This is a genomic window from Paraburkholderia steynii (assembly GCF_900100565.1).
GTDB classification, from domain to species: domain Bacteria; phylum Pseudomonadota; class Gammaproteobacteria; order Burkholderiales; family Burkholderiaceae; genus Paraburkholderia; species Paraburkholderia terrae.
Genome location: NZ_FNDI01000009.1, coordinates 12,550 through 36,600 on the forward strand (window position 1 = coordinate 12,550; position 24,051 = coordinate 36,600).

Annotated in this window: 21 protein-coding genes; 6 read left to right on the top strand and 15 right to left on the bottom strand. The window is 62.2% G+C overall.

What is annotated here, in order from left to right; genetic code table 11:
- Positions 1 to 445 precede the first annotated feature (445 nt).
- From BLT65_RS17485 to BLT65_RS17505, 5 genes are all read right to left on the bottom strand, one after another.
- Positions 446 to 742: a DUF4148 domain-containing protein gene (locus BLT65_RS17485; RefSeq protein ID WP_091779458.1), complete on the bottom strand. Its 297-nt coding sequence runs from the start codon at positions 740 to 742 to the stop codon at positions 446 to 448.
- Between the two features lie 197 nt (positions 743 to 939).
- Complete coding sequence (locus BLT65_RS17490) at positions 940 to 2,355, bottom strand: MFS transporter (RefSeq protein ID WP_091779460.1); 1,416 nt, start codon at positions 2,353 to 2,355, stop codon at positions 940 to 942.
- Positions 2,356 to 2,381: 26 nt separating this feature from the next.
- Complete coding sequence (locus BLT65_RS17495; RefSeq protein WP_091779462.1) at positions 2,382 to 2,999, bottom strand: SRPBCC family protein; 618 nt, start codon at positions 2,997 to 2,999, stop codon at positions 2,382 to 2,384.
- 120 nt (positions 3,000 to 3,119) lie between these two features.
- Complete coding sequence (locus tag BLT65_RS17500; RefSeq protein WP_091779464.1) at positions 3,120 to 4,577, bottom strand: UbiD family decarboxylase; 1,458 nt, start codon at positions 4,575 to 4,577, stop codon at positions 3,120 to 3,122.
- A 168-nt stretch (positions 4,578 to 4,745) separates the two neighbouring features.
- The gene (locus tag BLT65_RS17505) at positions 4,746 to 5,183 is read right to left on the bottom strand and encodes a PaaI family thioesterase (RefSeq protein WP_042305178.1); all 438 of its coding nucleotides are present in this window, start codon (positions 5,181 to 5,183) and stop codon (positions 4,746 to 4,748) included.
- 413 nt (positions 5,184 to 5,596) lie between these two features.
- Here BLT65_RS17505 and BLT65_RS17510 point away from each other — a divergent pair, with 413 nt between their 5' ends.
- Together BLT65_RS17510 and BLT65_RS17515 are read left to right on the top strand one after the other, a co-directional pair.
- Positions 5,597 to 6,562 (top strand): LysR substrate-binding domain-containing protein, encoded by a 966-nt coding sequence (locus BLT65_RS17510; protein ID WP_042305179.1) that lies wholly within the window; start codon positions 5,597 to 5,599, stop codon positions 6,560 to 6,562.
- A gap of 4 nt (positions 6,563 to 6,566) precedes the next feature.
- Entirely contained in the window at positions 6,567 to 8,195 is a 1,629-nt protein-coding gene (locus BLT65_RS17515) for a class I adenylate-forming enzyme family protein (protein ID WP_091779466.1), read from the top strand.
- A 16-nt stretch (positions 8,196 to 8,211) separates the two neighbouring features.
- Here BLT65_RS17515 and BLT65_RS17520 read toward each other — a convergent pair whose 3' ends face one another.
- The 7 genes from BLT65_RS17520 to BLT65_RS17550 form a co-directional block, all read right to left on the bottom strand.
- Entirely contained in the window at positions 8,212 to 9,246 is a 1,035-nt protein-coding gene (locus tag BLT65_RS17520) for an XdhC family protein (RefSeq protein ID WP_091779468.1), read from the bottom strand.
- Positions 9,247 to 9,271: 25 nt separating this feature from the next.
- Complete coding sequence (locus BLT65_RS17525) at positions 9,272 to 9,649, bottom strand: RidA family protein (protein ID WP_007586878.1); 378 nt, start codon at positions 9,647 to 9,649, stop codon at positions 9,272 to 9,274.
- Positions 9,650 to 9,651: 2 nt separating this feature from the next.
- Positions 9,652 to 11,031 (bottom strand): MFS transporter, encoded by a 1,380-nt coding sequence (locus BLT65_RS17530; RefSeq protein WP_091779470.1) that lies wholly within the window; start codon positions 11,029 to 11,031, stop codon positions 9,652 to 9,654.
- A gap of 97 nt (positions 11,032 to 11,128) precedes the next feature.
- Complete coding sequence (locus BLT65_RS17535) at positions 11,129 to 11,626, bottom strand: (2Fe-2S)-binding protein (protein ID WP_091779471.1); 498 nt, start codon at positions 11,624 to 11,626, stop codon at positions 11,129 to 11,131.
- 3 nt (positions 11,627 to 11,629) lie between these two features.
- Entirely contained in the window at positions 11,630 to 13,945 is a 2,316-nt protein-coding gene (locus BLT65_RS17540) for a xanthine dehydrogenase family protein molybdopterin-binding subunit (RefSeq protein WP_091779473.1), read from the bottom strand.
- Positions 13,945 to 14,841, bottom strand: a complete 897-nt coding sequence (locus tag BLT65_RS17545) for an FAD binding domain-containing protein (RefSeq protein WP_091779474.1) — start codon at positions 14,839 to 14,841, stop codon at positions 13,945 to 13,947. Before BLT65_RS17545 ends, BLT65_RS17540 begins: the two co-directional genes overlap by 1 nt.
- A 28-nt stretch (positions 14,842 to 14,869) precedes the next feature.
- Positions 14,870 to 15,706: an alpha/beta fold hydrolase gene (locus BLT65_RS17550; RefSeq protein WP_091779475.1), complete on the bottom strand. Its 837-nt coding sequence runs from the start codon at positions 15,704 to 15,706 to the stop codon at positions 14,870 to 14,872.
- Between the two features lie 388 nt (positions 15,707 to 16,094).
- Between BLT65_RS17550 and BLT65_RS17555 the strand changes: the two genes are divergently transcribed.
- Genes BLT65_RS17555 through BLT65_RS17565 form a run of 3 tightly spaced genes read left to right on the top strand, consistent with a single transcriptional unit; the run spans position 16,095 to position 18,826 of the window.
- Positions 16,095 to 16,886, top strand: a complete 792-nt coding sequence (locus BLT65_RS17555; RefSeq protein ID WP_091779476.1) for an ABC transporter permease — start codon at positions 16,095 to 16,097, stop codon at positions 16,884 to 16,886.
- Positions 16,887 to 16,944: 58 nt separating this feature from the next.
- On the top strand, positions 16,945 to 17,937 hold the full coding sequence (locus BLT65_RS17560) for an ABC transporter substrate-binding protein (RefSeq protein WP_091779478.1): 993 nt from the start codon (positions 16,945 to 16,947) through the stop codon (positions 17,935 to 17,937).
- A gap of 55 nt (positions 17,938 to 17,992) precedes the next feature.
- Complete coding sequence (locus BLT65_RS17565; protein ID WP_091779479.1) at positions 17,993 to 18,826, top strand: ABC transporter ATP-binding protein; 834 nt, start codon at positions 17,993 to 17,995, stop codon at positions 18,824 to 18,826.
- Positions 18,827 to 18,943: 117 nt separating this feature from the next.
- Here BLT65_RS17565 and BLT65_RS48420 read toward each other — a convergent pair whose 3' ends face one another.
- The 3 genes from BLT65_RS48420 to BLT65_RS17575 all read right to left on the bottom strand — a co-directional run bounded on the left by BLT65_RS48420 (position 18,944) and on the right by BLT65_RS17575 (position 22,916).
- Positions 18,944 to 19,069 carry a hypothetical protein gene (locus tag BLT65_RS48420; protein ID WP_279634458.1) on the bottom strand — a complete coding sequence of 42 codons (126 nt, stop codon included), beginning with the start codon at positions 19,067 to 19,069 and terminating at the stop codon, positions 18,944 to 18,946.
- A 914-nt stretch (positions 19,070 to 19,983) separates the two neighbouring features.
- Positions 19,984 to 21,075 (bottom strand): porin, encoded by a 1,092-nt coding sequence (locus BLT65_RS17570; RefSeq protein WP_091779480.1) that lies wholly within the window; start codon positions 21,073 to 21,075, stop codon positions 19,984 to 19,986.
- Between the two features lie 200 nt (positions 21,076 to 21,275).
- Entirely contained in the window at positions 21,276 to 22,916 is a 1,641-nt protein-coding gene (locus tag BLT65_RS17575; protein WP_042305188.1) for a UbiD family decarboxylase, read from the bottom strand.
- Positions 22,917 to 23,411: 495 nt separating this feature from the next.
- On the opposite strand from BLT65_RS17575, the gene BLT65_RS17580 reads away from it, so the two are divergent.
- A complete protein-coding gene (locus BLT65_RS17580) occupies positions 23,412 to 24,014 on the top strand; it encodes a UbiX family flavin prenyltransferase (RefSeq protein WP_007586853.1) in 603 nt (200 codons plus the stop codon).
- The last annotated feature ends 37 nt before the right edge of the window (positions 24,015 to 24,051 follow it).

Genomic DNA, 24,051 nt, shown 5'->3' on the forward strand with positions numbered 1-24,051 from the left:
CCGCCGCCCAGGTGGCAAACTGTGTGTCGGCCGTAGTGCCTCGCGCGCCTCACTTCGGACCGATAGCACATGCGTTCCACCCTGTAAGAGCGCTACCCTATACGACGTGACAACCTACACACAGTTTGCCACCTGGGCGGCGGAAACCATTCGCTGCTGCTTGCCCGAGTACGGGTATTCGAAGCGGGTGAGGCGTTCATTCGAAGCGTTGGCAACGAGCACCGACCAGGGCACCGCCGTGTGAAGCGTAGGACCCTTTGGGGGCCCTCAGGCGAGAAGAAATGTTGGCGGTGTTAGCCGCTTTCTTTTGCCTACTTTTCTTTGCGGCGGCAAAGAAAAGTAGGTGCCGCCCCGCACAGGGGCGACGCGTGAAGCACGCTAACAAAGCGCGGATGCCAGCGAAAACACGAGCAAACCAAACCGCGTGCGCAGCAAACACCAACGACTATTGCGAATCATCCCCCTGATAAAACCGGCGCCCCGCGCCAGAAGTACCAGAACCATCAACAACCCCACCATACCCACCGCCAGCCTTAGCGGCATCGAGCCTCCTCTGCGCTGCCTGAATATTCTCCGGATAAGCAGTCGAATCCGAAGTCGAGGGGTTATACCCCGCATTCTCCAACTCAATAACCTGCTGCCGAACCTCGGCACGCGTAAGAGGCGCACTCGACTGCGCAAACGCGGCAAGTGGCAACAACAACGCTGCAGAAACCGCAGCAACACTAACGATGAGTTTCATGGTGGCCTCCGATAGGGCTCTAGCGTAAACCCTATCTTACCCCCAGAAACGCGCACAACGCAGCGCACGCCACGCAACCACGAAGCGCAACTCGTTACAGTCGATGACAGACGCCTTGCCGCGCCTCACATTCAGTTCACACTCGCTTCGTCGCAATGCTCCTTGCAGATCAGATCAGACGAACAAACACCCTTCATCTAAGGCGCAATCTCTTCCAGACTCCGCTCCCGCGTCTCCGTCATCTTCATCGCGCAAAGCGCACCAAACACGGCCACCATCGCGAACATCACAAACACCGAACCGATGCCTTGCTTATGCAGCAGCAACCCGGCCAGCGACGGCCCAACAGCAGACGCCAACCGCAGCCACGAAGTCGCGAGTCCTGTGCTGGTCGCGCGCATTCGAGTCGGATAAACCTCAGGCGTGTACAGATAGAGCACAGCCGCAATCGACCCAATCAGCCCATAGCTCAACGTCCCGAGCACCATCGCGGCCCATACATCGTGCGCGCCGAACAGCCCAAGACACGCAAACAGAACGGCAGCAACACAGAAAGCCGTCACGGTCCAGTTGCGTCGTCCAACGCGATCAATGACATAAGCACAAACGAGCAGCAACGCAACCTGCGCAATATTCGTCATCGATGCAGCGCGCAGTGCCGTCTGCAACGGCAGGTGATAAAACGACCGGTACAGCGTAGGCAACCAGTTGTTGAGACTATTCGCGATGAAGAACGCACTCGCCCACAGCGCCCACACGACAAACGTGCGGCCGCGATAGAACGGCGACAACAATTCACGCCAGCCGGCGCGCGCATTCGCGGAAACATTGATGGGCTGCTTCCTCGGACCAGGTGCAATGCGACGATCGGTGCTCGCTTCCATCGCGCTGACGACGGTTTCCGCTTCGTCGAGGCGTCCTCTCGCAATCAGCCAGCGTGGCGACTCCGGCAAGCGGGAAACCAGCACCGCGATCAACAGGCCCGGCACCGCGCCGATCCAGAACATGATCTTCCATCCAACGAGCGGCACGAGCCACGCGCCAAGCTGTCCCGTCGCCATCAGTCCAACGGGGAAAATCAACTCGTACAGCAGAAAGTACTTGCCCCGCCCGTGCGCATTCGATAGCTCGCTGATGTAAGTCGCCGCGACAGGCATCTCGCCACCCACGCCGATCCCCTGCACGAAGCGGCACACAAGCAGCATCGCGAAACTGCCGCTCATCGCGCAGCCCATGCTCATCACCGACATGATCGCAATCGCGATGGTCGCGCTGCGAATCCGCCCGCGCCGCTCGGCGTACCAGCCGAAAATCAGCGCGCCGACGAATTGCCCGATATAACTCGCGCCGATCAGCACGCCGATTTCGAGCGGCTCGATGTGCCACAGGCCGATCAGCACGGGCAGCACGAAAGCGATCGACAGCGCATCGAAGGCGTCGAAGAACGTCGCGCTGCCTATGATGATCCGCGCCTTCGTATGCCAACGCGAAAACGGCACGCTCTCGATGCGCCGGATCAGCGCCTCTTTCGCCGCATCCGCCGTAGCCTGAACGGTCGCAGTCTGCGTGACCTCCTGTCTCACTGCGCCCTGTAGCGCATTGCTTTCTTGCATCGTCGTCTCCTCTGCCGTTATTTTTGTTAGTGCAACGCGTACACGGCGATCAATGCAATCACGACCACGAGGCCCAAGGCCCATGTCCAGGTCTTGCCGCCCGCGCTTCGCGCCGGTTGCGAAGACGCGGACGAATGCGTCGTCGCCGGGCCCGATGCGTTATCGGCCGGCATCGCCGCGTCATCAACGGCCACCTGCTCCTGCGGACCGACGACGGCCGCCGTGAAGCGGCCAAAAAAGTCTTCAGCCATCTTCCGTGCGACACCGTCGATCAAGCGCGCGCCGACCTGCGCGAGACGCCCGCCCACCTGCGCATGCGAGCGATACACGAGTCGCGTGCCGGCGCTGTCGGTCAGCAGATCGACATGCGCGCCGCCCTTGCCGAAACCCGCCGCGCCGCCCGATCCTTCGAAGGTCATCGAATACGATTGCGGCGGCTGCAAATCGGTCAGCACCATCTTGCCCTTGAAGCGCGCCTTGATCGGGCCGACACTCGCGGCCATCACCATCTGAAACTGGTTGTCGTCGACGCGTTCGAACGACTCGCAGCCCGGCACCGATGCCTTGAGAATCTCCGGGTCGTTCAACGCGGCCCATACGCGTTCGCGCGGCAGCGGCAGAATCTGTTCGCCTGTCAGTTCCATCTGTCATTCTCCTTGTCAGCCGCCGTCAAAGGCGCGTCTGTCTGCGCGCCAGAAAAGACGGCGGCCTGCATGATCTGTATCCGGCGCGTGGCCGCGCCGCTTAGTACCTCTCGCGCCGCATCAGCCGAGAATGTGTTCCCACCTGGCGCGCGTCTTTTCCTGCAATTCCTTGCTGGCTTCCGCGACTTGCGGAAACTCGTGAAGAAAATCGAACGGACGGCATGCGTCGATGATCGCCTTCGAATTGAACGGCGCCTTGTACGGGTTCGCGATCGACATCGGGTCGTTCTTCGAACCCATCCCGCGTTTGACGATGTCGATATCGATGTCCGGGTCCGTGCGTGTTGCGACGGCCCACATCACTTCCTGCAGGTTGGCGGGATCGATATCGTCGTCGACCACGATCGAATAGCGCGACATGTACGCGCCCACGCCGCACTGGCTGAGAATATGTCCTGCCTGCCGCGCGTGGCCCGCATAGCGCTGGCGGATCGCGACGACGTTGAACATGCGCGCGCCGCCGATCTCATGCGCCCACACGCCCGCGACGTCCGGCACGCCCGCCGCCTGCAGCGCATCGACGAGCAGCGCCGAGCGCATCACGGCCTTCGAATACGAATAGTCGTTGGGCGGCTTCGCGGGCGGGCTGCCCATGATGATGGGGTTGTTACGGTAGTAGATGCGTTCAATCGTCACGACGGGCGCGGTCTCCGCCTTGCCCGGGTAGTAGCCGTGAAATTCGCCGAACGGCCCTTCGATCTTCACGTCGCCGGGATGCGCATAGCCTTCGATCACGATTTCCGATGCAGCCGGAAACGGCAGATCCGTCAACTGCCCCTTCACCACTGAAACGGGCTGCTTCAAGATCGCGCCGATGTAGTTGTACTCGCACATGCCGAACGGCACTTCGATGCCCGAAATCAGATAGCCGAGCGGGTCGCAGCCGATCACGATCGCAACCGGGAACGGCTTGCCCGCTTTCATGTGCTTGTCGTACTGGATCGCGCCGTGTTTGCCCGGAATCATGTCGAGGCCGACGTGATTTTTGTCGTGGATCATCACGCGATAGGTGCCAACGTTGATCCAGTCAGAGTCGAGATCTTTCGTGACGACCATGCAGCCCGTGCCGATGTAACGGCCACCGTCCTTCTCATGCCACAGCGGCGCGGGAAACGAGAACAGGTCCACGTCGGCGCCTGACTGAACGTTGTCGAACACCGGACCGCTTGCGGTCGTCACGGGTTCGTATTCCGGCGCATGGGCCTGCCATTGCTTCGGCTTGCCGCGCAGTGTCTCCACCAGCGCGCGATGTGTGGCCTGATGTCCCACGCGCAAGATTGACGAAAGCCGCGCCGGGCTCGCGGTGCTGCATGTCAGCACGCGGTGTCCCTGCGGATAACCGGGAATGTCGTCGAAGAGCAGCGCGGCGGCCCGCTCCTTCTTCACGTTCAGCTCGCTGATCGCGCCCAGCTCCAGGTTCCAGTCGGCGCCCGATACGTCGGTCAATTCGCCGAGCGCGCGCGCCTCGTCAAGCCATGCACGCAGATCCAGCGAATGAGTGTTCGAGTTCTTTGTCACGTCCTATGTCTCCTTGTACTGCGTTTTCTGACGGGCGTTACATGCCGGTAGCGCGACGCCCGAAAGCTGCCCCATCGCAACATTGCGCAACATTGAAGCAACGCAATACGCGGCGCAAACGACCATCGTTCATGTCGGGGATGAGAAGGATTCATGCGATGCGGCGAATCAGTCGAGTTCGCCGCCCGGCGGGTTCGATGGCTCGCGCCGCCCATAACCGCCCGCGTATTTGAACGTGCCCTGTGCCGTAGCGATCAGCGTCTTCGAATCGATCCACGCTTCGCCGCGCGCGAAGAAGATCGAGCGGCCCTTGCGTTCGAGAATGCCTCTGCCGATCAAGGTCGAGCCAACGCCCTTGTCGAGGAAGTTCAGCGTCAACGACAAGGTCACGCCGTGAATGGGCCGTTGCGGGTCGGCGCTGTACAGCCCCGCGTACCCGCAGGCGGCGTCGAGCAACGTCGCCACGACGCCGCCCTGCAGCACGCGCTGTCGATTCAGCAATTCAGGCTGGAGCTCCAGGCGAAATTCCGCGTAGCCTTCACGCCAGTCGCTACGCGTCATGCCGAGGCTGGCAAGAAACGGATTTTCCAGCACATCGATGTCCATCGTTATTCTCCCTTCTGCGAGCGAACGGCACGTCCCGCTCGCCGCTTCTTGTTGTCCTTGCACAGCGTGCGTTGCAAACCGCGTGCAGGGCCGCGGATCGCCCGCACACCACCGCTGGATATCGGATGTTCCGGGTTTGCAACAATTGATTCATCTGGGCCAATAGAGGACGCTTCGTCCAATGGGACCAAGAGTGCATGAGCGCTTTCGGCATGCGCAAACTAACTTTTCTCATGCCGGCATGAAAAAGTTTCATTTCCGCAGGGGTCGTATCGAGCCGATCATCCGTGCATCCGGCGGCTTTCAGCCTGGGCAGCCGCCGGGCGCTTGCACGGCCGCGCAGCGCATCGGAATCCGCCGATGAAACCCGCTACAATCCGTTACCAGGTGACTTGTATGGCGCTGACATCTAGATGAGACCCTACATACCCTCTCTGCAGAGCTTGCTTGCGTTCGAGGCCGCATCGCGACACCTGAGCTTCACCCGCGCCGCACAGGAACTCGAGCTGACGCAAACGGCCATCAGTCATCAGATCAAAACGCTCGAGGAACGGCTCGAAGTGAAGCTGTTCGTGCGCCGCCGCAATGTCCTGACGCTGACGCCTGCCGCACGCGAGTATCTCGACTCCGTACACGAGGCGATCAATCTGCTGTCCATCGCAACCGCGCATGCGCGCAAGAAAAAGCCGAGCACGGTGCTCACGGTCACGTGCCTGCCCACCTACGCGGTCAAGTGCCTGATCCCCGCGCTGCCCGAATTCCAGCGCGCTTACCCCGACATCACGGTACACGTCGCCACCAGCTCCACCTTCAACGAGTTCGACCGCAACAGCTACGACGTGGCGATCCGTTATGGTTCCGGCCGCTGGGCGTCGGCGCGCTCGGACCGGCTGCATGGCGAGGAGTTCTTTCCCGTGTGCTCGCCCGCCGTGCTCGAAGAAGCGGGCAAGTTCGGCTCGGTCGCGGAAGGTCTAGCGCGCATGCGGCAGATTCGCACCTACTTCTATTCGATGTATCAGGACGACTGGCCCGCGTGGCTCGAAGCCGCCGTGCGCGAGCCCGTCGAATTCGCGGGCGAGTCGGTGTTCCACCTGCAACTGACATCGCTCGCCGCAGCCTGCGACGGCGTCGGCATTGCCATTGGCCGCACGCCGCTGGTCGACGGCGATCTGGCGAGCGGCAAGCTCGTAGCACCGTTCGATGTGCGCGTGCCGTCCAGTTCCGCGTATTTCGTCTCGTCGCCCAACGACAAGGCGCGCACGAAGAAGGTCGAGCTATTCCGCGAATGGGCGCTCGCGCGTCTCGGCGAAAACCATGCCCCGGACAGCGCGGCGACGCCGCGCCGCGTCATGGCGCCGTCCGTGCCGGAGCCTTGCTGAGTTCATGTCGAGCGCCCGTCACCCCGTAGCCGATCCGACCTGGCGCACCGTTGCCGCTCTGCTCGAACAGCACCGGCTGGAAACGCCTGACAAGCCCGCGATCGTGGATGTCGACGGGCAGGTCAGCATGAGCTTCGAACAGCTTGCGCAAGCCGTCGACGCGATCGCCCGGCAACTCGCGCAGCGCGGCGTAACGAAGGGCACGCGCGTCGTGCTCGCCGACTGTGAGGCGCCCGACAAGCTGTTGCTGTGGCTCGGCGCGTGGCGCCTTGGTGCAATCGTGTGTCCGCTCGACGTGCTCTTCATCGGTCATGAGACGGCGCGCAAGCTGCTCGACACAATTCAGCCTGACCTCGTCGTGTTTCCCGACGACGCGGCCAATACGGACGTCGCGGGCGCGCATGTGCGTGTGGTGCGCTTTGCTTCATGGACATTGCCGGATCGCGTGCGCGCTATTCGCGGCGACGATTCAATCAACCTCGCCCTCAAGCCAGGCGATACACAGTCGCTCGACACGACGCCTTTGCCAGACGCCGCAACCGTATCCGACGCAAGCGATATCGCGTCGATGTGCTGCACGTCGGGCACGACGGGCATCCCGAAGATCGTCGTCTACGACCACGCGTGCTACTGGCTCAACGGACTCGACAGCATCGACCTGCTCGGCCTGAGCCGCGACGACCGCATGCTCGAATACCGTTCATTCGACTGGTACTCCGCGCAGATACTCAGCTTCATTCCCTTTCTGCAACTTGGCTCGACGCTGTGCGTCGCGCGGCGCTTCTCGCGCAGCCGTTTCGGCGACTGGATTCGCGAGCAGCAAGTCACGGTGTGCGCGGGTGTGCCGACGGTGCTCAATATGCTGCTCGAAGCGCCACTCGACATGCCTGTCGGCACCTTCGCCTCGCTGCGCGCGATGACATGCAGCACAGCGCCGCTGTCGCCCGTTCAGTGGCGTCGATTCGAACAGTTATACGGCATCCGCATCCTGAACCTGTATGGATCGTCGGAAGCGGGATGGATGTGCGGCAACCGGCTACAGCGGCGCAAGATCGGCACGGTCGGCTATCCGGCCGCGCACATCGCGTTCGATATCGTCGATCCCGAAGGCGTGTCGTGCGGCCCCGAAGTCGAAGGCCAGGTCGTGGTGAACGGCGCGAAGCTCGCGCTCGGCGTGTTGCAACGCGACGGCTCGCTGCTGCCGATACGCGGCACGCCGCTGTTCACCCGCGATATCGCCGCGCGTGACGCGCAAGGCTTCGTGCGCATGGCCGCCCGTATGGACGACCTCATCATTCGCGGCGGCGTCAAGATCGTGCCGCAGGAAATCGAAGACGTGATGCGCGCGCATCCGCAGGTCCAGGACGTCGCGGCGCTGGGTGTGCCCGACCCCGTGTACGGACAGGAAACCGTGTGCTTCGTGGTCGCGCAGCCGGGCGCCGCGCCGGATGGAAAAGCGTTGCGCGCGCATTGCCGCGAGCATCTCGCGCGAGAGAAGTTACCGAAGGAAGTCTTCGTGATCGCAGCGCTGCCGCGCAGCGCGCGCGGCAAGATCCTGCGCGACGCGCTGCGTCAGCAGTGGTGGCAGATCGTCAATTCGCGGCGCGATCTGTCCGAACCGGAGTGCGAATAGGCGCGCCGCGCCCGGTTCAGTGCGCCTCGGCCAGCACCGGACACAACGCGCCCGGTTCCAGTTCGCGCTTCGCCTGCGCAACCTCCAGCGAATGCGGCAGCCTCACGCCATTCCGCGCGGCCGTCATTTCCGCTGCAATCGACACCGCGATTTCCGGCGGCGTCCTGCTGCCGATATAGATACCCGCCGGGCCATGCAGCCGCGCCAGCTGCGCGTCGTTCAGCTCGAACAGCCTGAGCCGTTCACGCCGCGCGTCGCTGTTTCGGCGCGAGCCGATCGCCGCGACGTAGAACGCGTCGGTCTGAAGCGCATCGATCAGCGCAAGATCGTCGAGCTTCGGGTCGTGCGTCAACGCAACCACGGCGCTGTGCCCGTCGAGACGCATGTCGAGCACCGTGTCATCGGGCATGGTCCGCACGATGCGCACGCCCGGCATCGACCACGCATCGGCGTATTCCTCGCGCGGATCGCACACGGTCACCTGATAACCGAGCCCGCTTGCGATGACGGCCAGGAAGCGGGACAGGTCGCCCGCGCCGATGATGAGCAACCGATAGCGCGGACCATGCACGCTCACCAGCGTCTTACCGTCGAAGCGCAATTGCTCGTCGGGCAATGCGTGGCGCAGCCGCGCGCGCCCGCTCGCAAGATCCAGTTCGCGCGCGATCAGATTGCCGTCCGCGATCTGATCGCGCAGTTCGATCATCGCTGTCAGCGACGCATCCCCCGCCAGCGGCTCGATCACAAGTTGCATCGTGCCGCCGCACGGCAGGCCAAAGCGCCGCGCTTCCTCCGCGCTGACGCCATAGGTCACGACTTCGGGCCGCTCGCCCGTCAGTATCTGCGCGCGGGCGCGCTCCATCAGATCGTCTTCGATGCAGACGCCCGATACCGACCCGCTCACCACGCCATCGTCGCGCATCGCGAGCCACGCGCCGACGGGCCGTGGGCTCGAACCCCACGTGCGCGTCACCGTCACGAGCGCGACGCGTCGTCCCGCCTTGAGCCAGTCGACGGCGTGATGCAGCACGCTCACGTCGATGCTGTCCATCGTCTCCTCCGTCAAGCCGCCCCGTTCAGGCGGCGCGATACGCGACCATCTGCAACTCGACGAGAAAGCCATGATGCAGTTCGGGCACGGGCACGACGGCGCGTGCAGGCTTGTGCGCGCCGAAATACTCCGCGTACAGGCGGTTGAATTCCGGCCAGTTCTTCACATCGACGATATACGCGGTGCATTGCACGACGTCTGTCAGCCCGCAGCCCGCTTCCTCGAGCACGTTCCGGCAGTGTGCTAGCGTCGCGCGCACCTGGCGCTCGAAGTTGTCGGGACCGTCGGTGGCGACGCCGGGTCCGGGCAGCATGCCCGAGACGAACGTGAAGCCGCCTGCCTGCGTGGCTTGTGAATAGTGACCGCCCGGGGACGGCGCCTTCTCGGTGAAAATAAAGTTCATTGTCAGACCTGTTCGGGTAAGGGTTTGCCGCGCGTCTCCGGCAGCCATGGCGCGAGCACCAGACCGACGAGATAGATGAAGCCGACCGTCACGGCCGCATGACCATAGCCGCCGAAGCGGGCGATCAGCGTGCCGGCGACGAGCGGCCCCGTCCATGCGAGAAAACGCGGAACATTGAAACACAACGCGATCGCCGTGCCGCGCACGCGCGTCGGATAGAGTTCCGGCAGCCACGTCGGCATCCACGTGTACTGGCCGAGGCTGAAGAAGCCCGACACACAAGCGACTGCGAGCAGCAACGCAACATCGTGCGTCCACATGAAGAGCACGGGCGTGATGATGAACGCCATCGCGAAGAACAGGCAAGTGATGCGCTTGCGTCCATAGGCATCGGCGAGAAAGCCGAGGCCGATATAGCCCGCGATCGCGCCGACGTTGTAAGCCATGCCTGCGAAGCTGGCCCACTGGTCGGCACGCAGGCCGGCATGCGCCGCCACAGCGCCGATATAAGGCGGCACCCACGTCGAAATGCCCCACCAGCCGAGCGTCGTGCTGAGCGACATCAACACCGCGATCCACGTTCTGCGACGCAGCTTCGGGTCGGCGAGCAGATCGCTCAGCGTGAAGCGCGCGAGCGCCTGTTCGCGGTCGTCGAGCGACGCGCCCGCTTTCTTGCGTTCGCGCGTGGCCTTGCGCTGCGCGTGTACGCGCTCCCACTGCGTCGATTCGGGAATGCCCGCGCGCATCCACAGCGTCGCGAGCCCAGGCAGCACGCCGATCAGATACATGTAGCGCCACGCGTGATCGCCCGTACCGCTCATGAAAAGCCATATCAGCGACGCGATGAAAAAGCCCATACCGAGTCCGCACTGCATGAGTCCGGCGCCTTTGCCGCGATGGCGGTCGGGCCAGATTTCGGCGGTCATCGCCGTGCCCGTCGCCCACTCGGAGCCCATCGCGAGGCCAACGATAAAGCGCAGTGCCGCGAACGACGTCCAGTCCCACGCGAACGCGCTCAGACCCGTCGTGAGCGAGTAGGCGAGAATCGCGAGCATCATCATCCGCTTGCGGCCGATGTAGTCGGTCAGTATGCCGCCGACGAGGCCGCCGATGCCCCAGCCGAGCAGCGTCAGCGCGATCACGAGCCCCGCATAGAACGGAATCTGCGCGTGCGCGGCCGGCTCGAGCAACTGGCCGAGCGCGACGCCTACGGTAAGCACCAGCGCATACGTCTCATAGCCGTCGAAGAACCAGCCGAGATTGGACGCGGCGAGCGCGCTCCACTGCTGCCGGTTGATCGAGCGATACCACACGACGTTCGCGTCGGCGTCGCGTGCCTGCGCGCGCACGCCGCCGGACGTCTCCTCCAGGGGTTGCTGCATCGACCATCTCCTGTCCCATGCCAGGCTGTGGATGGGAGTTAGCTCCCACCTCACGCGAAGCAATCGTTCTTATGTGGTGCAGTAGCCGCGTGGCGCGTTACGCCGGCACAGCACCCGCCGACTTGCGCATCCTCGCAGCGAGCTTCACTGCCTCGATGATCTCGGGATACGCCGCGCAACGGCACAGATTACCCGACAAAAAATGCCTGATCTCGGATTCCGTCGGATCGGGATTGCGATCGAGCAGCTGACGGCTCATCAGAATAAAGCCTGACGTGCAGAAGCCGCACTGAAACGCGCCGCATTCGATGAAAGCCTGCTGCACGACGTCGAGCTCGCCGTCCGCATCCAGATGTTCGACCGTGCTGACTTCGCCGCCGTCGGCCATCGCCGCGAGATACAGACACCCCGACACGCTCTCGCCGTTGACGATCACCGTGCAGCAACCGCACAAGCCTTGTCCGCAGCTTTCTCGCGCGCCGTACAGCGCGAACTGCTGGCGCAGCACCTCGAGAATGGTGTGATGCGGCTCGATCTCGGCGCTCACCCGCTCGCCGTTCAGCGTGAAATGAATCGTGATGGAAGTGGCACTCATGAATTATTCCTCGGATAGCGGTTCGTTGCACGCGGCGCGCAACGCGCGGTAGACACTCTCGGGCGTGAGCGGCAGCGACTTGAGCCGCACGCCGACGGCATCCTCGATCGCTTCGGCAATCGCCGACGCCACGCCGAACGTCGCGCTTTCGCCGACTCCCTTCGCGCCGAACGGCCCGTTGTGCTGCACGGAATCGACGGTCTCGCGGCCAATCCTGGCCGGAATGTCGTGGATGCCCGGAATCTTGTATTCGGCAAACGACGCATTGCGCAGTTGCCCCACTTCATCGAACTCCATCCGCTCGAACAGCGTGATACCGAGTTGCATGATGGCCGCGCCGGAAATCTGCGTATCGACGACCTTCGGATTGATCGGCGTGCCGCAATCGACGACATTCTCGAAGCGCAGCAGCCTGAAATGCCCTGTCTCCGTATCCACTTCGACTTCGACGCCGCAGCCGCCCACCATCCAGTTCGGCGTGATGTTTTCCGATTGCCCCGTCTCGTGCGCCGGCGATTTGTAGCTGGGAATGAAGCTGCCAATACCGACGATATTCCCCGCCTGCATCCCGTACTTGCGGCGCAGCAGTTCGCCCGCGCGAATCGCGGGCACGGGCGGCAAGCCCAGTTCGTCGGCGAGTTCGGCGAGCTTGCGGTTCGCGTCCTCGGCGGCGAGACGCACCGCGTGGCCCATATGGAAGGTCGAGCGCGAGCCGAGCGTCGCCATGTCGTACGGCGTGACGTCGGTGTCGGGGCGCATCACCTTGATGCGTTCGGCGGGAATACCCAGCACGTCGCCCGCCATCAGCGCGATCGCGGTCTCCGACGCCTGGCCCATATCGACCGTGCTCGAATAGACCGTGCAGCTGCCGTCGCCCGCGAGGCTCACCATCGCAACCGACGTTGTAGGCGCAACCAGCGCCTTGAAGCCGATGCCGATGCCTCGCCCGCGCCGCAGCGTGCCCGTGCCGCGCTCGAACGGCGCGCTCCAGTTCATCCGCTGCGCGACGCGTTCGAGCACTAGGTCAATCGCGGCATCGTGCATCGGCGTGCCCGTCGCATGCGGACGCCCTTCGCGCAGAATGTTGCGGCGGCGGAATTCGAGCGGATCGATGCGCAGCGCGCGCGCGATCATGTCGGCGTGGCTCTCGTACGCCCACACCATCTGCGGAATGCCGAAGCCACGAAACGCGCCTGCGGGCGGAAGATTCGTGTACACCTGATACGAATCGATCCACACGTTCTCGATATCGTACGGACCCGACGCGGTGAAGCCCGACTTCTGCGTGACGCGCGGGCCGATATCCGCATACGCGCCGCCGTTCCACCACACTTCGCACTTGCGCGCGGTAATGTGGCCCGCTTCGTTCACGGCCGTTTTCATGCGGAAGGTGGTGGCGTGCTTGGTGATCGTGAAGAACTGCTCTTCCATCGTTAGCGATATCTTCACCGCGCGCCGCGACAGCATCGCCATCGCGACCACGAGCGCTTCGAGCTTGATATATAGCTTCGCGCCGAAGCCGCCGCCCAGCAGGCCCGACTTCACGCGCACGCGGTTCTCATCCCAGCCGAGCAGGCGCGCAATCTCGATACGCACGAACGACGGGCTTTGCGACGCCGTGTGTACCGTCAACATTCCCGAGCCAAGGTCCGGCTCCGCGAGCGACACCATCGGCTCGAGCGGCGTGTGCATGACCTGCTGCGTCGTGAACGTGTCCTCGAACACGTGCGCCGCTTGTGTAAAGGCAGCGTCGACATCGCCGCGCCGCAACTGGAAGTCGAGCGCGACATTGGTGCCCTTGCGACCCGCCAGATGCTTGAGATCGGGGAACGTGCCCGCCGGGCGCAGAAAATCGTGTACCAGCACGTCCGATTGCGCGGCCTCGACCTCGTTGAACACGGCGGGCAGTTCTTCGTACTCGGCCATGATCAGATGCGTCGCTTCTTCGGCGACATGCGGATCCGCCGCGAGCACGACGGCCACGGCCTCGCCGATATAGCGCACCTTCTCCAGCGCGAGAATCGGCTGGTCGTGAAATGCCGGGCCGAAATACGGCTCGGGTATCACCTTTTTGACGTCCTCGCCCGTGTAGACGGCGAACACGCCTTCCAGCTCGCGCGCAGCGCTCGTGTCGATGCTGACGATCCTGCCGTGCGCAACCGTGCTGCGAAAGATCTTGCCGTACAGCATGCGCGGCAGCACGAGATTGTGGATGTACTCCGCGCGGCCCGTCACCTTCGAGCGCGCTTCGAGCCGGTTCAACGCGCGGCCCACCTGTTTTTGTGCTGGCTGTTCTTCCAGCGTCGTTTCAATCTTCATCAGGCATGACCCTCGAATGGGGTAGCGCGGCCTTCTGCGGCGGCGAGCGCCGTGCGTACCGCGCGGCCCAGATAGACCTTCAGCAATTGCTTCTTGTAGCTCGCCGAGCCGTGAGGGTCGCCGACGATGTCGAGTTGCGCCGCGCCCGCTTCGCCCGCGTCGCGCAGGATCGCGGAATCATCGGGCGAGGCGCCGCGCAGCAGCGCTTCGGCTTGCGTGAGCCGCGTCGGACGGTCCGTCGCCGCGCCGACGATCACGCTCGCGCGATCGATCTGCAGCCCCTTCATGTCCAGCACGACAGCGACGCCAAGCGCGGGCCAGTCGTGCGCCGCGCGCGTCGTGACCTTCATATAGGCGGCCGGACGACCCGCCTGCGGCGGCACGATCACTTCGGAGATCAGCTCGTCACGGGCCAGCACTGTTTCGTAGTAGCCCGTGCATAGTTCTTCGACGCGCACCGTTCGCTCGCCGTTCGGACCGGTGATCGTCACGCGCGCGCCGAGCGACGTCAGCACGGGCGGCATGTCCATATGAGGATCGGCGTGGCCGAGGTTGCCGCCGATCGTCGCGACGTTACGCACCCGCACGTTCGACAGCGTGCGCAACGTCCGCGACAGCAGCGGCCAGCCTTCCTTCACGAGCGGCGAATGTTCGAGCGTCGCGAGGCGCGTGAGCCCGCCGATACGCAGCTCGCCGTTCGCGCCGGCCCGAACCTGCGCGTATTGCGGCTCGATATCACGCAGGCTGACGAGGCGCGTCGGCCGCAGCACGCCCGCTTTCATCATCAACATCACCGCCGTGCCGCCGCCGACCGGGCGGATATCCGGGTCTTCCGGATCGAGCAGCGCGATCGCTTCGTTCAGCGAGCGGGGCCTGGCGAGCTCAAACGGAATCATCTAATGCACTCCTTGTTTCTGAATGGGCCTAGCGCGCGCAGCCGGCGCGATCGAGCAGCGCGTGCAATTCGCGGGCCACGATATCCGGCGTCTCGAGCGGCGTGAGGTGCCGTGCCTGCGGGATTTCCGTGAAGGTTGAACCGGCGATACCGTCGTGCAGCGCGCGCGCCATCGCGGGCGTCGCCGCGTAGTCTTCTTCGCCGACGATCACGCAGGTCGGCACGCGCACGTCGCGCATCAACGCACGCCCGTCGAACGAGCCGAGCATGCGGCCTGTCGCGGCGAACGGCGCGACTTCGTTGCGCAAGAACGTATCGACACAGCGCTGCACGACGTCGGGATGTTCGGCGCGAAAGGCGTCGCTGAACCAGCGCGTCGTCTGGAACTCGACGAGCGGTGCGAGGCCGCCCGCTTCCGCCTTCTGGGCGCGCGCGTCCCAGTCTTGTGGCGCGGTCTCGCCGTACCACGCGGTCGTGTCGATCAGGCCCGCGGCAATCGTATCGGGATAGGTCGCGGCGAACTCCAGCGCGACGCAGCCGCCCATCGACGCACCCGCGATCAGCACGTTGCGAAAGTCCGTGGCGCGCACCACGTCATACACGTCCTGCGCCAACAGCGACACGGTGTACGGGCCGGCCGGCTTGTCCGACGCGCCGTGGCCGCGTGCATCGATGGCGAGCACGGCCGCGCGCGGCATCAGCCGCTCGACGACGGGCGTCCAGAAGTGACGGTCCATCGCGAGCGAATGCACGAGGACCACGCGCACCGTGTTTTCTTTTCCGCCATAGAGGTTGTAGCCGATGCGCGTGCCGTCCCGCACGGTAACGTGGGACGAGACGACATCGGGACTGATCGGTTGATTCATTGCGTGCTCCGCAGGCTGTCAGGTGCTGTCGAATGAGGTGCTACGAAATGCTGTTGGGAATGGGCTGGTGTCCGGCTCTCCGAACTCGCAGAGGGATATTGCTGGCTGGCGGATGACGCGGCAAACGACGATCTTTCATGCAACGCATGAAAAGTATTCATTGGCTGCGAACGGGCGTTCTAAGCCATGTGCAGCGATCCGCCTGTGTGCATCGCATGTGGCGTGGGGATGAATTTCTCTCATGTGCGGCATGAACAATTAGCGTTTGCCCGTCGCATGGCTCGCCGTCAATCTTGCTGCCAGAGCGTGCCGTTCCATGGCCACGCGCTGCGCGAGTCCGCGCTCCCGTGGTTCTCTATCCGCCTCTCAACCAGTAAGGTCGAATGCCGTGAACTTCACCAGAAAAGTGCTGAACTCGCAGTGGGTCCGTCCGCTGCTGCTGATCGTGGCGATACTCGTCGCGTGGGACCTCGTGATCCGCATCTTCAAGATCCCGCCGTACCTCGTACCGACGCCCGAAGCGATCATGCGTCAGATCGCAACGCAATGGTCGATGCTGCTGCAGGAGTCGCTGCCGACGCTTTACGCAACGCTCGGCGGCTTTGCACTGTCGGTATTGATCGGCGTGCCGATCGCGATGCTGGTTGCCGCGTCGCCGGTGATAGAAAGTTATCTGTATCCGCTCGTCGTGTTCTCGCAGAGCATTCCGAAAGTGGCGATTGCGCCGCTTTTCGTCGTGTGGTTCGGGTTCGGTCTCTTTCCGCGCATATTGGTCGCGTTTCTGCTCGGCTTCTTTCCCGTGGTCGTATCGACGGTCATGGGTTTCAAGTCTGTCGAGAAAGACCTGATTGATCTCGCGAAGTCGATGGGTAGCTCGCCTGTAAAGACGTTCTTCAAGATCAGCCTGCCGCATGCACTGCCGTCGATCTTCTCCAGCATGAAGGTATCGATCACGCTCGCCGTAGTGGGCGCCGTGGTCGGCGAATTCGTCGGCGCGAACTCGGGCCTCGGCTTCGTGCTGCAGCGCGCGAACGGCAACTTCGACCAGCCGCTGATCTTCTCTGCGCTCGTGGTGCTGTCGGTGATCGGGGCGCTGCTGTTCGTCGCGATCGACATGCTGGAGCGCATTGCGATTCCCTGGCATGCGTCGCACCGCACACGCTCGCTCGGCCGCGCGTGATGCGAGTGTTGCGCTCCGCGCGCTTCGAATACCCAATTAAAACCAGGCAGGAGACGACATGAAGTCCAGAAGGTTATCGCGCATGGCAGCCGCGCTGAGCATTGCGGCGATCTGTTGCGGCAGCACGGCGGCCTATGCCAAAGACTCGCTGACGATGATGCTCAACTACACGGTCAACGGCGCCGTGGCACCGTTCTACCTCGGCAAGGTGAAGGGCTACTACGACGCCGAAGGCATCGATCTGAAGCTGATGGAAGGACACGGCTCGGGGCCGACCGTGCAGGCCGTCGCCACGCATAACGTCGACATCGGCTACGCCGACTTCAGCACGATGGTGAAAGTGGCCGCGATGGGTGCGCCCGTCAAGGCGATTGGCGTGCTGATGCAGGAGAACCCGACCTCCGTGGTCGGCCTTGCGGAAAAGAACATCAAGACACCGCAGGACATCAAGGGTAAAACCGTGGCCGTCGCGCCGGGCGATGCATCGTCGCAGCTCTGGACGATGTTCATGAACAAGGTCGGCCTGAAGGATTCCGACTTCAAGACCATCACGGGCAACCCGCAGACCACCATCAACGCGGTCATTACGGGCCAGACCGATCTGCTCGTCGGCTTTGCGACCATTCCTCTCATCTCCGTCGAGCAGGCCACGAAGAAGCCGGCGCGCGCGATACTTTTTGCCGACTACAACGTGAATGTCGCGACGCTGAGCATCATCGCGCGCGACGACATGATCAAGGACAACGCCGACCTGCTCAAGCGCTTCATGCGCGCGACCGCGAAGGCGGTGAACGACAGCGAGAAGGACCCTGCTGCCGCCGTCGATGCATTGCTGAAGACACTGCCCGCAGCTGGCTCGCGCGACACGATGATTCGCACGCTCAAGGCGACGATTCCGTTCTACCGCACGCCAGACACCGAGCAGGCGCCGATCTTCCATGTCAGCACGAAGAACATCAACGATTCGGTGGCCTCGATCGTGCAGTACAGCAAGCTCGATCCGTCGGCGAACGTACCCGCGAAGTATTACACGGGTGCATTCGTTCCCTGAGCCGCGCCTGAACCATCGCGCCCTTCCTTATTGTTCATCTGAAACCGGCCCCGCTATGACCACTGTACTGAAGCTTGATGAAAAGCATTACCGATCGTCCGTACCGATGCCTGCGAAACCGCTGATCGAGTTACGCGGCGTCACCAAGAGCTACCGTAGCGCGCAGGGGATGATGCAGGCGCTCAGGCCGCTCGACTTCGAGATCCGCGAGCAGGAGTTCGTGTCGATTGTGGGGCCGTCTGGATGCGGCAAGAGTACCTTGTTGAAGATGGTTGCGGGGCTTGAAGAGATTTCGTCTGGGACGATGACGCTGTCGGGGCAGCCGATTCGCGGGCCGCAGAAGAATGTCGGGATTGTGTTTCAGAGTGCTGTGCTGCTGGCGTGGCGGAATGTGCTGGACAATATCTTGCTGCAGGCTGAGATGCGGCGTATGCCGAAGCGCGAGGCGCGCGAGAAGGCGATGAAGCTGATTGCCATGGCGGGGCTTGGTGGATTCGAGGAGAAATACCCCTGGCAGTTATCGGGTGGGATGCAGCAGCGGGTTTCTATCTGTCGCGCGCTGCTGCACGAGCCAGCCGTGCTGTTGATGGATGAGCCGTTCGGCGCGCTCGATGCGATGACGCGGGAAAGTATGAATATGGAGTTGCAGCGGATCTGGTTGGAGTCGAAGAAGACTGTGCTTTTGATTACGCATAGTATTCCGGAAGCGGTGTTTCTTTCTGACCGGGTTTTGGTGATGTCGGAGCGGCCTGGTGCTATTGCTGCGATTTATGATATTGAGTTGCCTCGGGCGAGGTCGTTAGAGGTTATGGCTACGCCCGCTTTTTTGCATTACACCAAGACTATTCGGGCGCATTTCAATGCGCAGGGGTCGTTGGACGAGCATTGAGGTTCGGTTTTGGTTTTTTGTCTGCGACGCTATGGGCGTTTCTGTCTTTCGCGGCACGGGTGTCGCTGATCGGTCGGTTTGCTTTTTTCGCTAGCATCCGCGTTTTTCCTTCGCGTTTCATGCGGCGCCGTTCGGCGTTTTGGCCTTTTCGCTGGCATCCGCGTTATGCTTTCGTGCTTCAAGCGTCGCCGTTCGGTGTTTTGGGCTTTGCGCGGGCATCCGCGTTTTGTCTTCGCGCTTCATGCGTCGCCGTTCGGTGTTTTGGCCTTTGCGCGGGCATCCGCGTTTTGTCTTCGCGCTTCATGCGTCGCCGTTCGGTGTTTTGGCCTTTGCGCAGGCATCCGCGTGATGACTTACCCCTTCAAGCGTCGCCCCTGTGCGGGGCGGCACCTACTTTTCTTTGCCGCCGCAAAGAAAAGTAGGCAAAAGAAAGCGGCTAACACCGCCAATTCTTGTGTTTGCCTGAGGGCCCCCAACGGGTCTTACGCTTCACACGGCAGCATTTCTATTTGCGTGCGTTGCCAACGCTTTGAATGTGCGCCTCATCCGCTTCGAATACCCGTACTCAGGCCAGCGGCAGCGAATGGTATATGCCGCCCAGGTGGCAAACTGTGTGTAGGTTGTCGCGGCGTATAGCTCGGCGCTCTTACAGGGTGGAGCGTGCGCTATCGGGTCCGAAGTGAGGCGTGCGAGGCACAGGAAGCCGACACATAGTTTGCCACCTGGGCGGCGGTGGACTATCTGGCACGGCATGGTGAAGCGCGGGTGCGTGAAGCGGGTGAGGCGCACCGCAAGAGCGCTGGCAACGAACGTGGGTCACGTGATTGCCGTGTGAAGCGTAAGATCCGTTGGGGGCCCTCAGGCAGGAACTAGAACTGGCGGTGTTAGCCGCTTTCTTTTGCCTACTTTTCTTTGCGGCGGCAAAGAAAAGTAGGTGCCGCCCCGCACAGGGGCGACGCCTGAACCACGAAGGCAAAGCGCGGATGCCAGCGAAAACGCAAGCAAACCAAACCGCGGCGCATGAAGCCAAAAGGCAAATCGCAGATGCCAGCGAAAAGGCAAACACACCGAACGGCAAAACCCGCGCCACAAAGACACAAACCCCACTGCCAGCGCGCCGCGCAAAAACCCCAAAACCCAAGCGCGCCAGCGCACCCCTAGAACCAGTGATTAATACCAAACGAAACACCCGTCTGCTTCTCATGCTGAGACGGATTCAACGTCGCATTCGTCACATACACACCCGTGTAATGCGTATAGTCAATATCCGCATAAAGCTCAGTGCGCTTCGAGAGCAAATAACTCACCCCAAGAATAGCGACATCCTTTCTGCCGTCCACTCCATTCGTCTTGTTCTTGTTGTCATAATAAGCCGCAGTCACGTTAAAGAAAGGCGTCATCTGAAACCGCACCCCGCCCCATAAATACTGATTCCGCGTCATGCTATGCACGCTAGCCGGCACGTCCTGCAAATTCAGCGAATACCCGGCCATCACATCGACGGGACCCACCGTTACCGTCCCGCCCGCGGTGTACTGATCGTTGCTGAAGTACTGACTCGACGTAGCCGACAATGGATTGGACTTGTGCGTATAGCCAGCGCCCAGCTTGAACAATTGCGTGCGGTAATTCACGCCACCCGCCAACGTCGAGCCATGCGCGGCACTACCCGGCACGCCACCCAGCGCATATTCTCCACGAATCACCCAAGGCCCGAAAACACCACGATAGTTGATATCGTTATCGTCGCGGCCTGTGTTACCACCCGAAACCGCCGTCGATTCAGTAATGCTCAGGTAATGAAAGTCGAACGGCTCAAAGTCCTTGATCAGATAATGCTGCAGCGTGAACTGACGGCCCATGTCGATCTGGCCGAATGGCCCGCCAAACCCCACTGTCGACGTGCGCTGAAAGAGCTGGTTGCTCGTATTGTTGTTCGCACCCGTCGACAGCACGTAGCCCGCTTCCAGATTGAAGCGCACATAATAGCCGCCGCCGATGTCCTCCTTGCCTTCGAAGCCCCGGCGGTTCGAGTTGTAAACGCCGTTGGACGCCATCGACAGCGCAGCGCCCCCTGACTTGGTTCCGTTCACGAGATTCCGTAACCCGCCATCCAGAGACCCATACAACGTGACGCTGCTTTGCGCATGAACCGCGCCGCCCGAAAGTCCAAGCAAAGTCAACGCCGTCAGCGAACGCCTCAGGCTGCTTATGCGCGTCGCGGAAACTACTCCTCCTTTTTCGTCCATATCTCCTCCATCAATGTCGTTGTATTCATGTGGCGGGACGTGCGGGACGTGACGCTTCCCGCGCCGTCCACCGTGGATGTGCGTCAGCGTCCCGCGTGTACTGCCGTTCGATGTTCTGTCCGTTCCTGTCGGCAAACCATCGACACCCACGCGAGACGCTCCGCTGATGCTGCTCTGGCAGGACCGCTTTCAGCGGCCGCTTACATGTCCTTCTTTTCCTCGAAGTACCAGTCCGAGTCCTTGTTGATCCATTCGGGACCCACGCGTTGACGCGTCTGTTCTTCACCCGTCTTGAAGTACTCGCTATTCACCGCGCGCTGCGCCATCGCTTCGTTGCGCTCGTCCCAGTCGCCCATCGACACGCCGTACCACGGCCATTCCGGACGCAGCGCCGGCAAGCCCAGTTCTTCCCAGATCGCCTTTGCGTTTTCCATGTAAGGCTTGGTCGGCAGCGACAACGGCGGCAGTTTCTCCTTGCGCGTCGCATTCATCAGAATCACGCCGTCCACGGCGTCGTCGCCGCGCTGCGCGCCCGACGTGCGCGGGCCATGCCCCGTGTCACGCCCATGCAGGATCTGTACGTCCTTGATTGCATTCATCCGGTAGCTCATCGACCAGAAGATTGCGTCGCTGTTCTCCGGGTTGATGTCGTTGCTGACGGCCACGACCAGCTTGCCGACGGCGGGCTGTAGCGAGGCAGCGCCCATTAGCGCGCGCCAGATCTCCGTTTCAGTGGCTTTCTCGCTGAAGACGACAATCACGAGCTTGCGCAGATTCGTGAGCGGCTCGTGCATCACGACCTTTTCCACGCTGGAAATACGCAGCGAGTTGCGCAGGTGATCGAGGAACAGCGGCTCGAACGCAACTTTCTTCACCAGCGAGCTTTCGCTCGGTGTCACCTGGCTGATGATCGACACAAGGTGCGCATTCTTGCGGCGCGTAATCGCCGTGACGTTCATGTACGGATTGAATTCCTGCAGGTTCACGTGTCCGTGCGACTCGCCGAACGGGCCTTCCGGTTCGAGCGTATCCGTCGGAACGAAACCTTCAATCACGATCTCGGCGTCGGCGGGCACGAGTAGATCATTGGTCTTGCACTTCACGACGCGCAGCGGCTCGCCAAGAATCGCGCCCGCCACGCCGAGTTCGTCGACGTCGATCGGCAGCTTCTGCACGGAACAGAACGACACGGCCGGATGTCCACCAATCACCAGTGCGGCGGGCATCGGTTTGCCCATGGCCTTGTATTTGAGCCAATGCTGATAAATGCCCTGCCCCATTTCAATCGACGGATTGCAGCCGACCCGACGCTTGCCCTTGATCTGCCCGCGATACGTGCCCATGTTCTGGATGCCGTTCTCCGGATCGACCGAGATGTATTGCGAGCAGGTCGTGTACGGCGCGTTGTCGAAGCCCGGCGTCGAAATCGGAATCGGCAGATGTTCGAGACCCTGTCCGTCGACGTCGAGATCGTCGCCGATGAAACACACTTCCTGGCACGGCGCTTCATCCACGGTGACGGGATCGATCGGGTGTCCCTTCGCGTATTGCCACTTCTTGCCAATCTCGTCGACGGGTACGCCCATACCGATCGAATACACCTCCCGGTTGATCGACAGCGCGCCGACGACGACAGGCAGTTCGAACCGGCGTCCCTTGCTGTCGACGACGTTATGGAATACGAAGGCCTTGCGGTCCGATTCGGGAATGCCGCCGCGCAACTGCCAACGTACGAGCGGATGCAACTCGGTGTCCTTGTTGATCTCGCGATGGACGTGGATGACGAGACCTTTTTCTTCCAAGGCCTGCAAGTGTGTCTGGAAGGAAGGGAAATTTTTCATGGTTGTCCGGTTAATGATCAAGGGGAATGCATCGCAAACCGGCCAGCCTCACGGATTCGCCTGTCGGATTGCATGGTGTGAGTCGAGCAACGGTCGCCGTCACATGAGGTGCCCGGGCAGCACGGCGGCAGACAAGTACCGCTGTTCGGCAGACGCTGCTTGACGAGTCGCGCGGCATGACATGCGGGACTGTGAGCGCAGACTGAGCCAGAACCTGTCCCCTCGCAAACGGTGATTTCTCATGTGCGCCATGAACGGATTTCATCCGTGGCAGAGCGCGGCGTCGTAGGCCGCATGCGTACCCAGACGATGAAAAGGCTTCATGCCACGTATGAACAGATTTCGTTTGAAGCGCATCGGCGCGTCATTCAATCTTCATGGAGGCGCATGCCGCCTGTCGCGCACATGTTTTCTCGCTGACGGGGTACACGGCATACGATGCATCGCGAAGCGGCACACGCATGCGCGGCACAGGTTCAACGAGAGACGATAGATATGGAACGACGCAAACGTATCGTGGTGGGAATCAGCGGCGCTTCAGGCGTGATCTACGGCGTCCGGCTGCTAGAGATGCTGCGCGAGCTGAATGTGGAATCGCATCTCGTCATGAGCCGCTCGGCCCAGATGACGCTAGCGTATGAAACGGATCTGCGCACAGCCGACGTGCAGGCGCTGGCTCACGAACACTATCCGAACGCCGATATCGGCGCCGCCATTTCGAGCGGTTCGTTTCGCGTGGACGGCATGGTCGTCGCGCCCTGTTCGATGAAGACGCTCGCGGAGATCGCGACAGGCAACACGGGTTCGCTGTTGTCGCGCGCCGCGGATGTGATGCTCAAGGAGCGTAAGCGGGTTGTTCTGATGGCGCGCGAGACGCCGCTGCATCTCGGGCATCTGCGCAACATGACGGCCGTCACGGAAGCGGGCGCCATTATCTATCCGCCCGTGCCTGCGTTCTACGCGCGGCCCGACAGTCTCGAATCGATGATCGATCACACGCTCGGACGTGTGCTCGATCTGTTCGATATTGATACGGGTACAGTCAAGCGCTGGACAGGCGAGTTCACCCATCGGCTTGTCAGCGTCGCGAATGGATGACGAGCTCGACCGAGGATGGCATCCTCGTTCGTTCCCG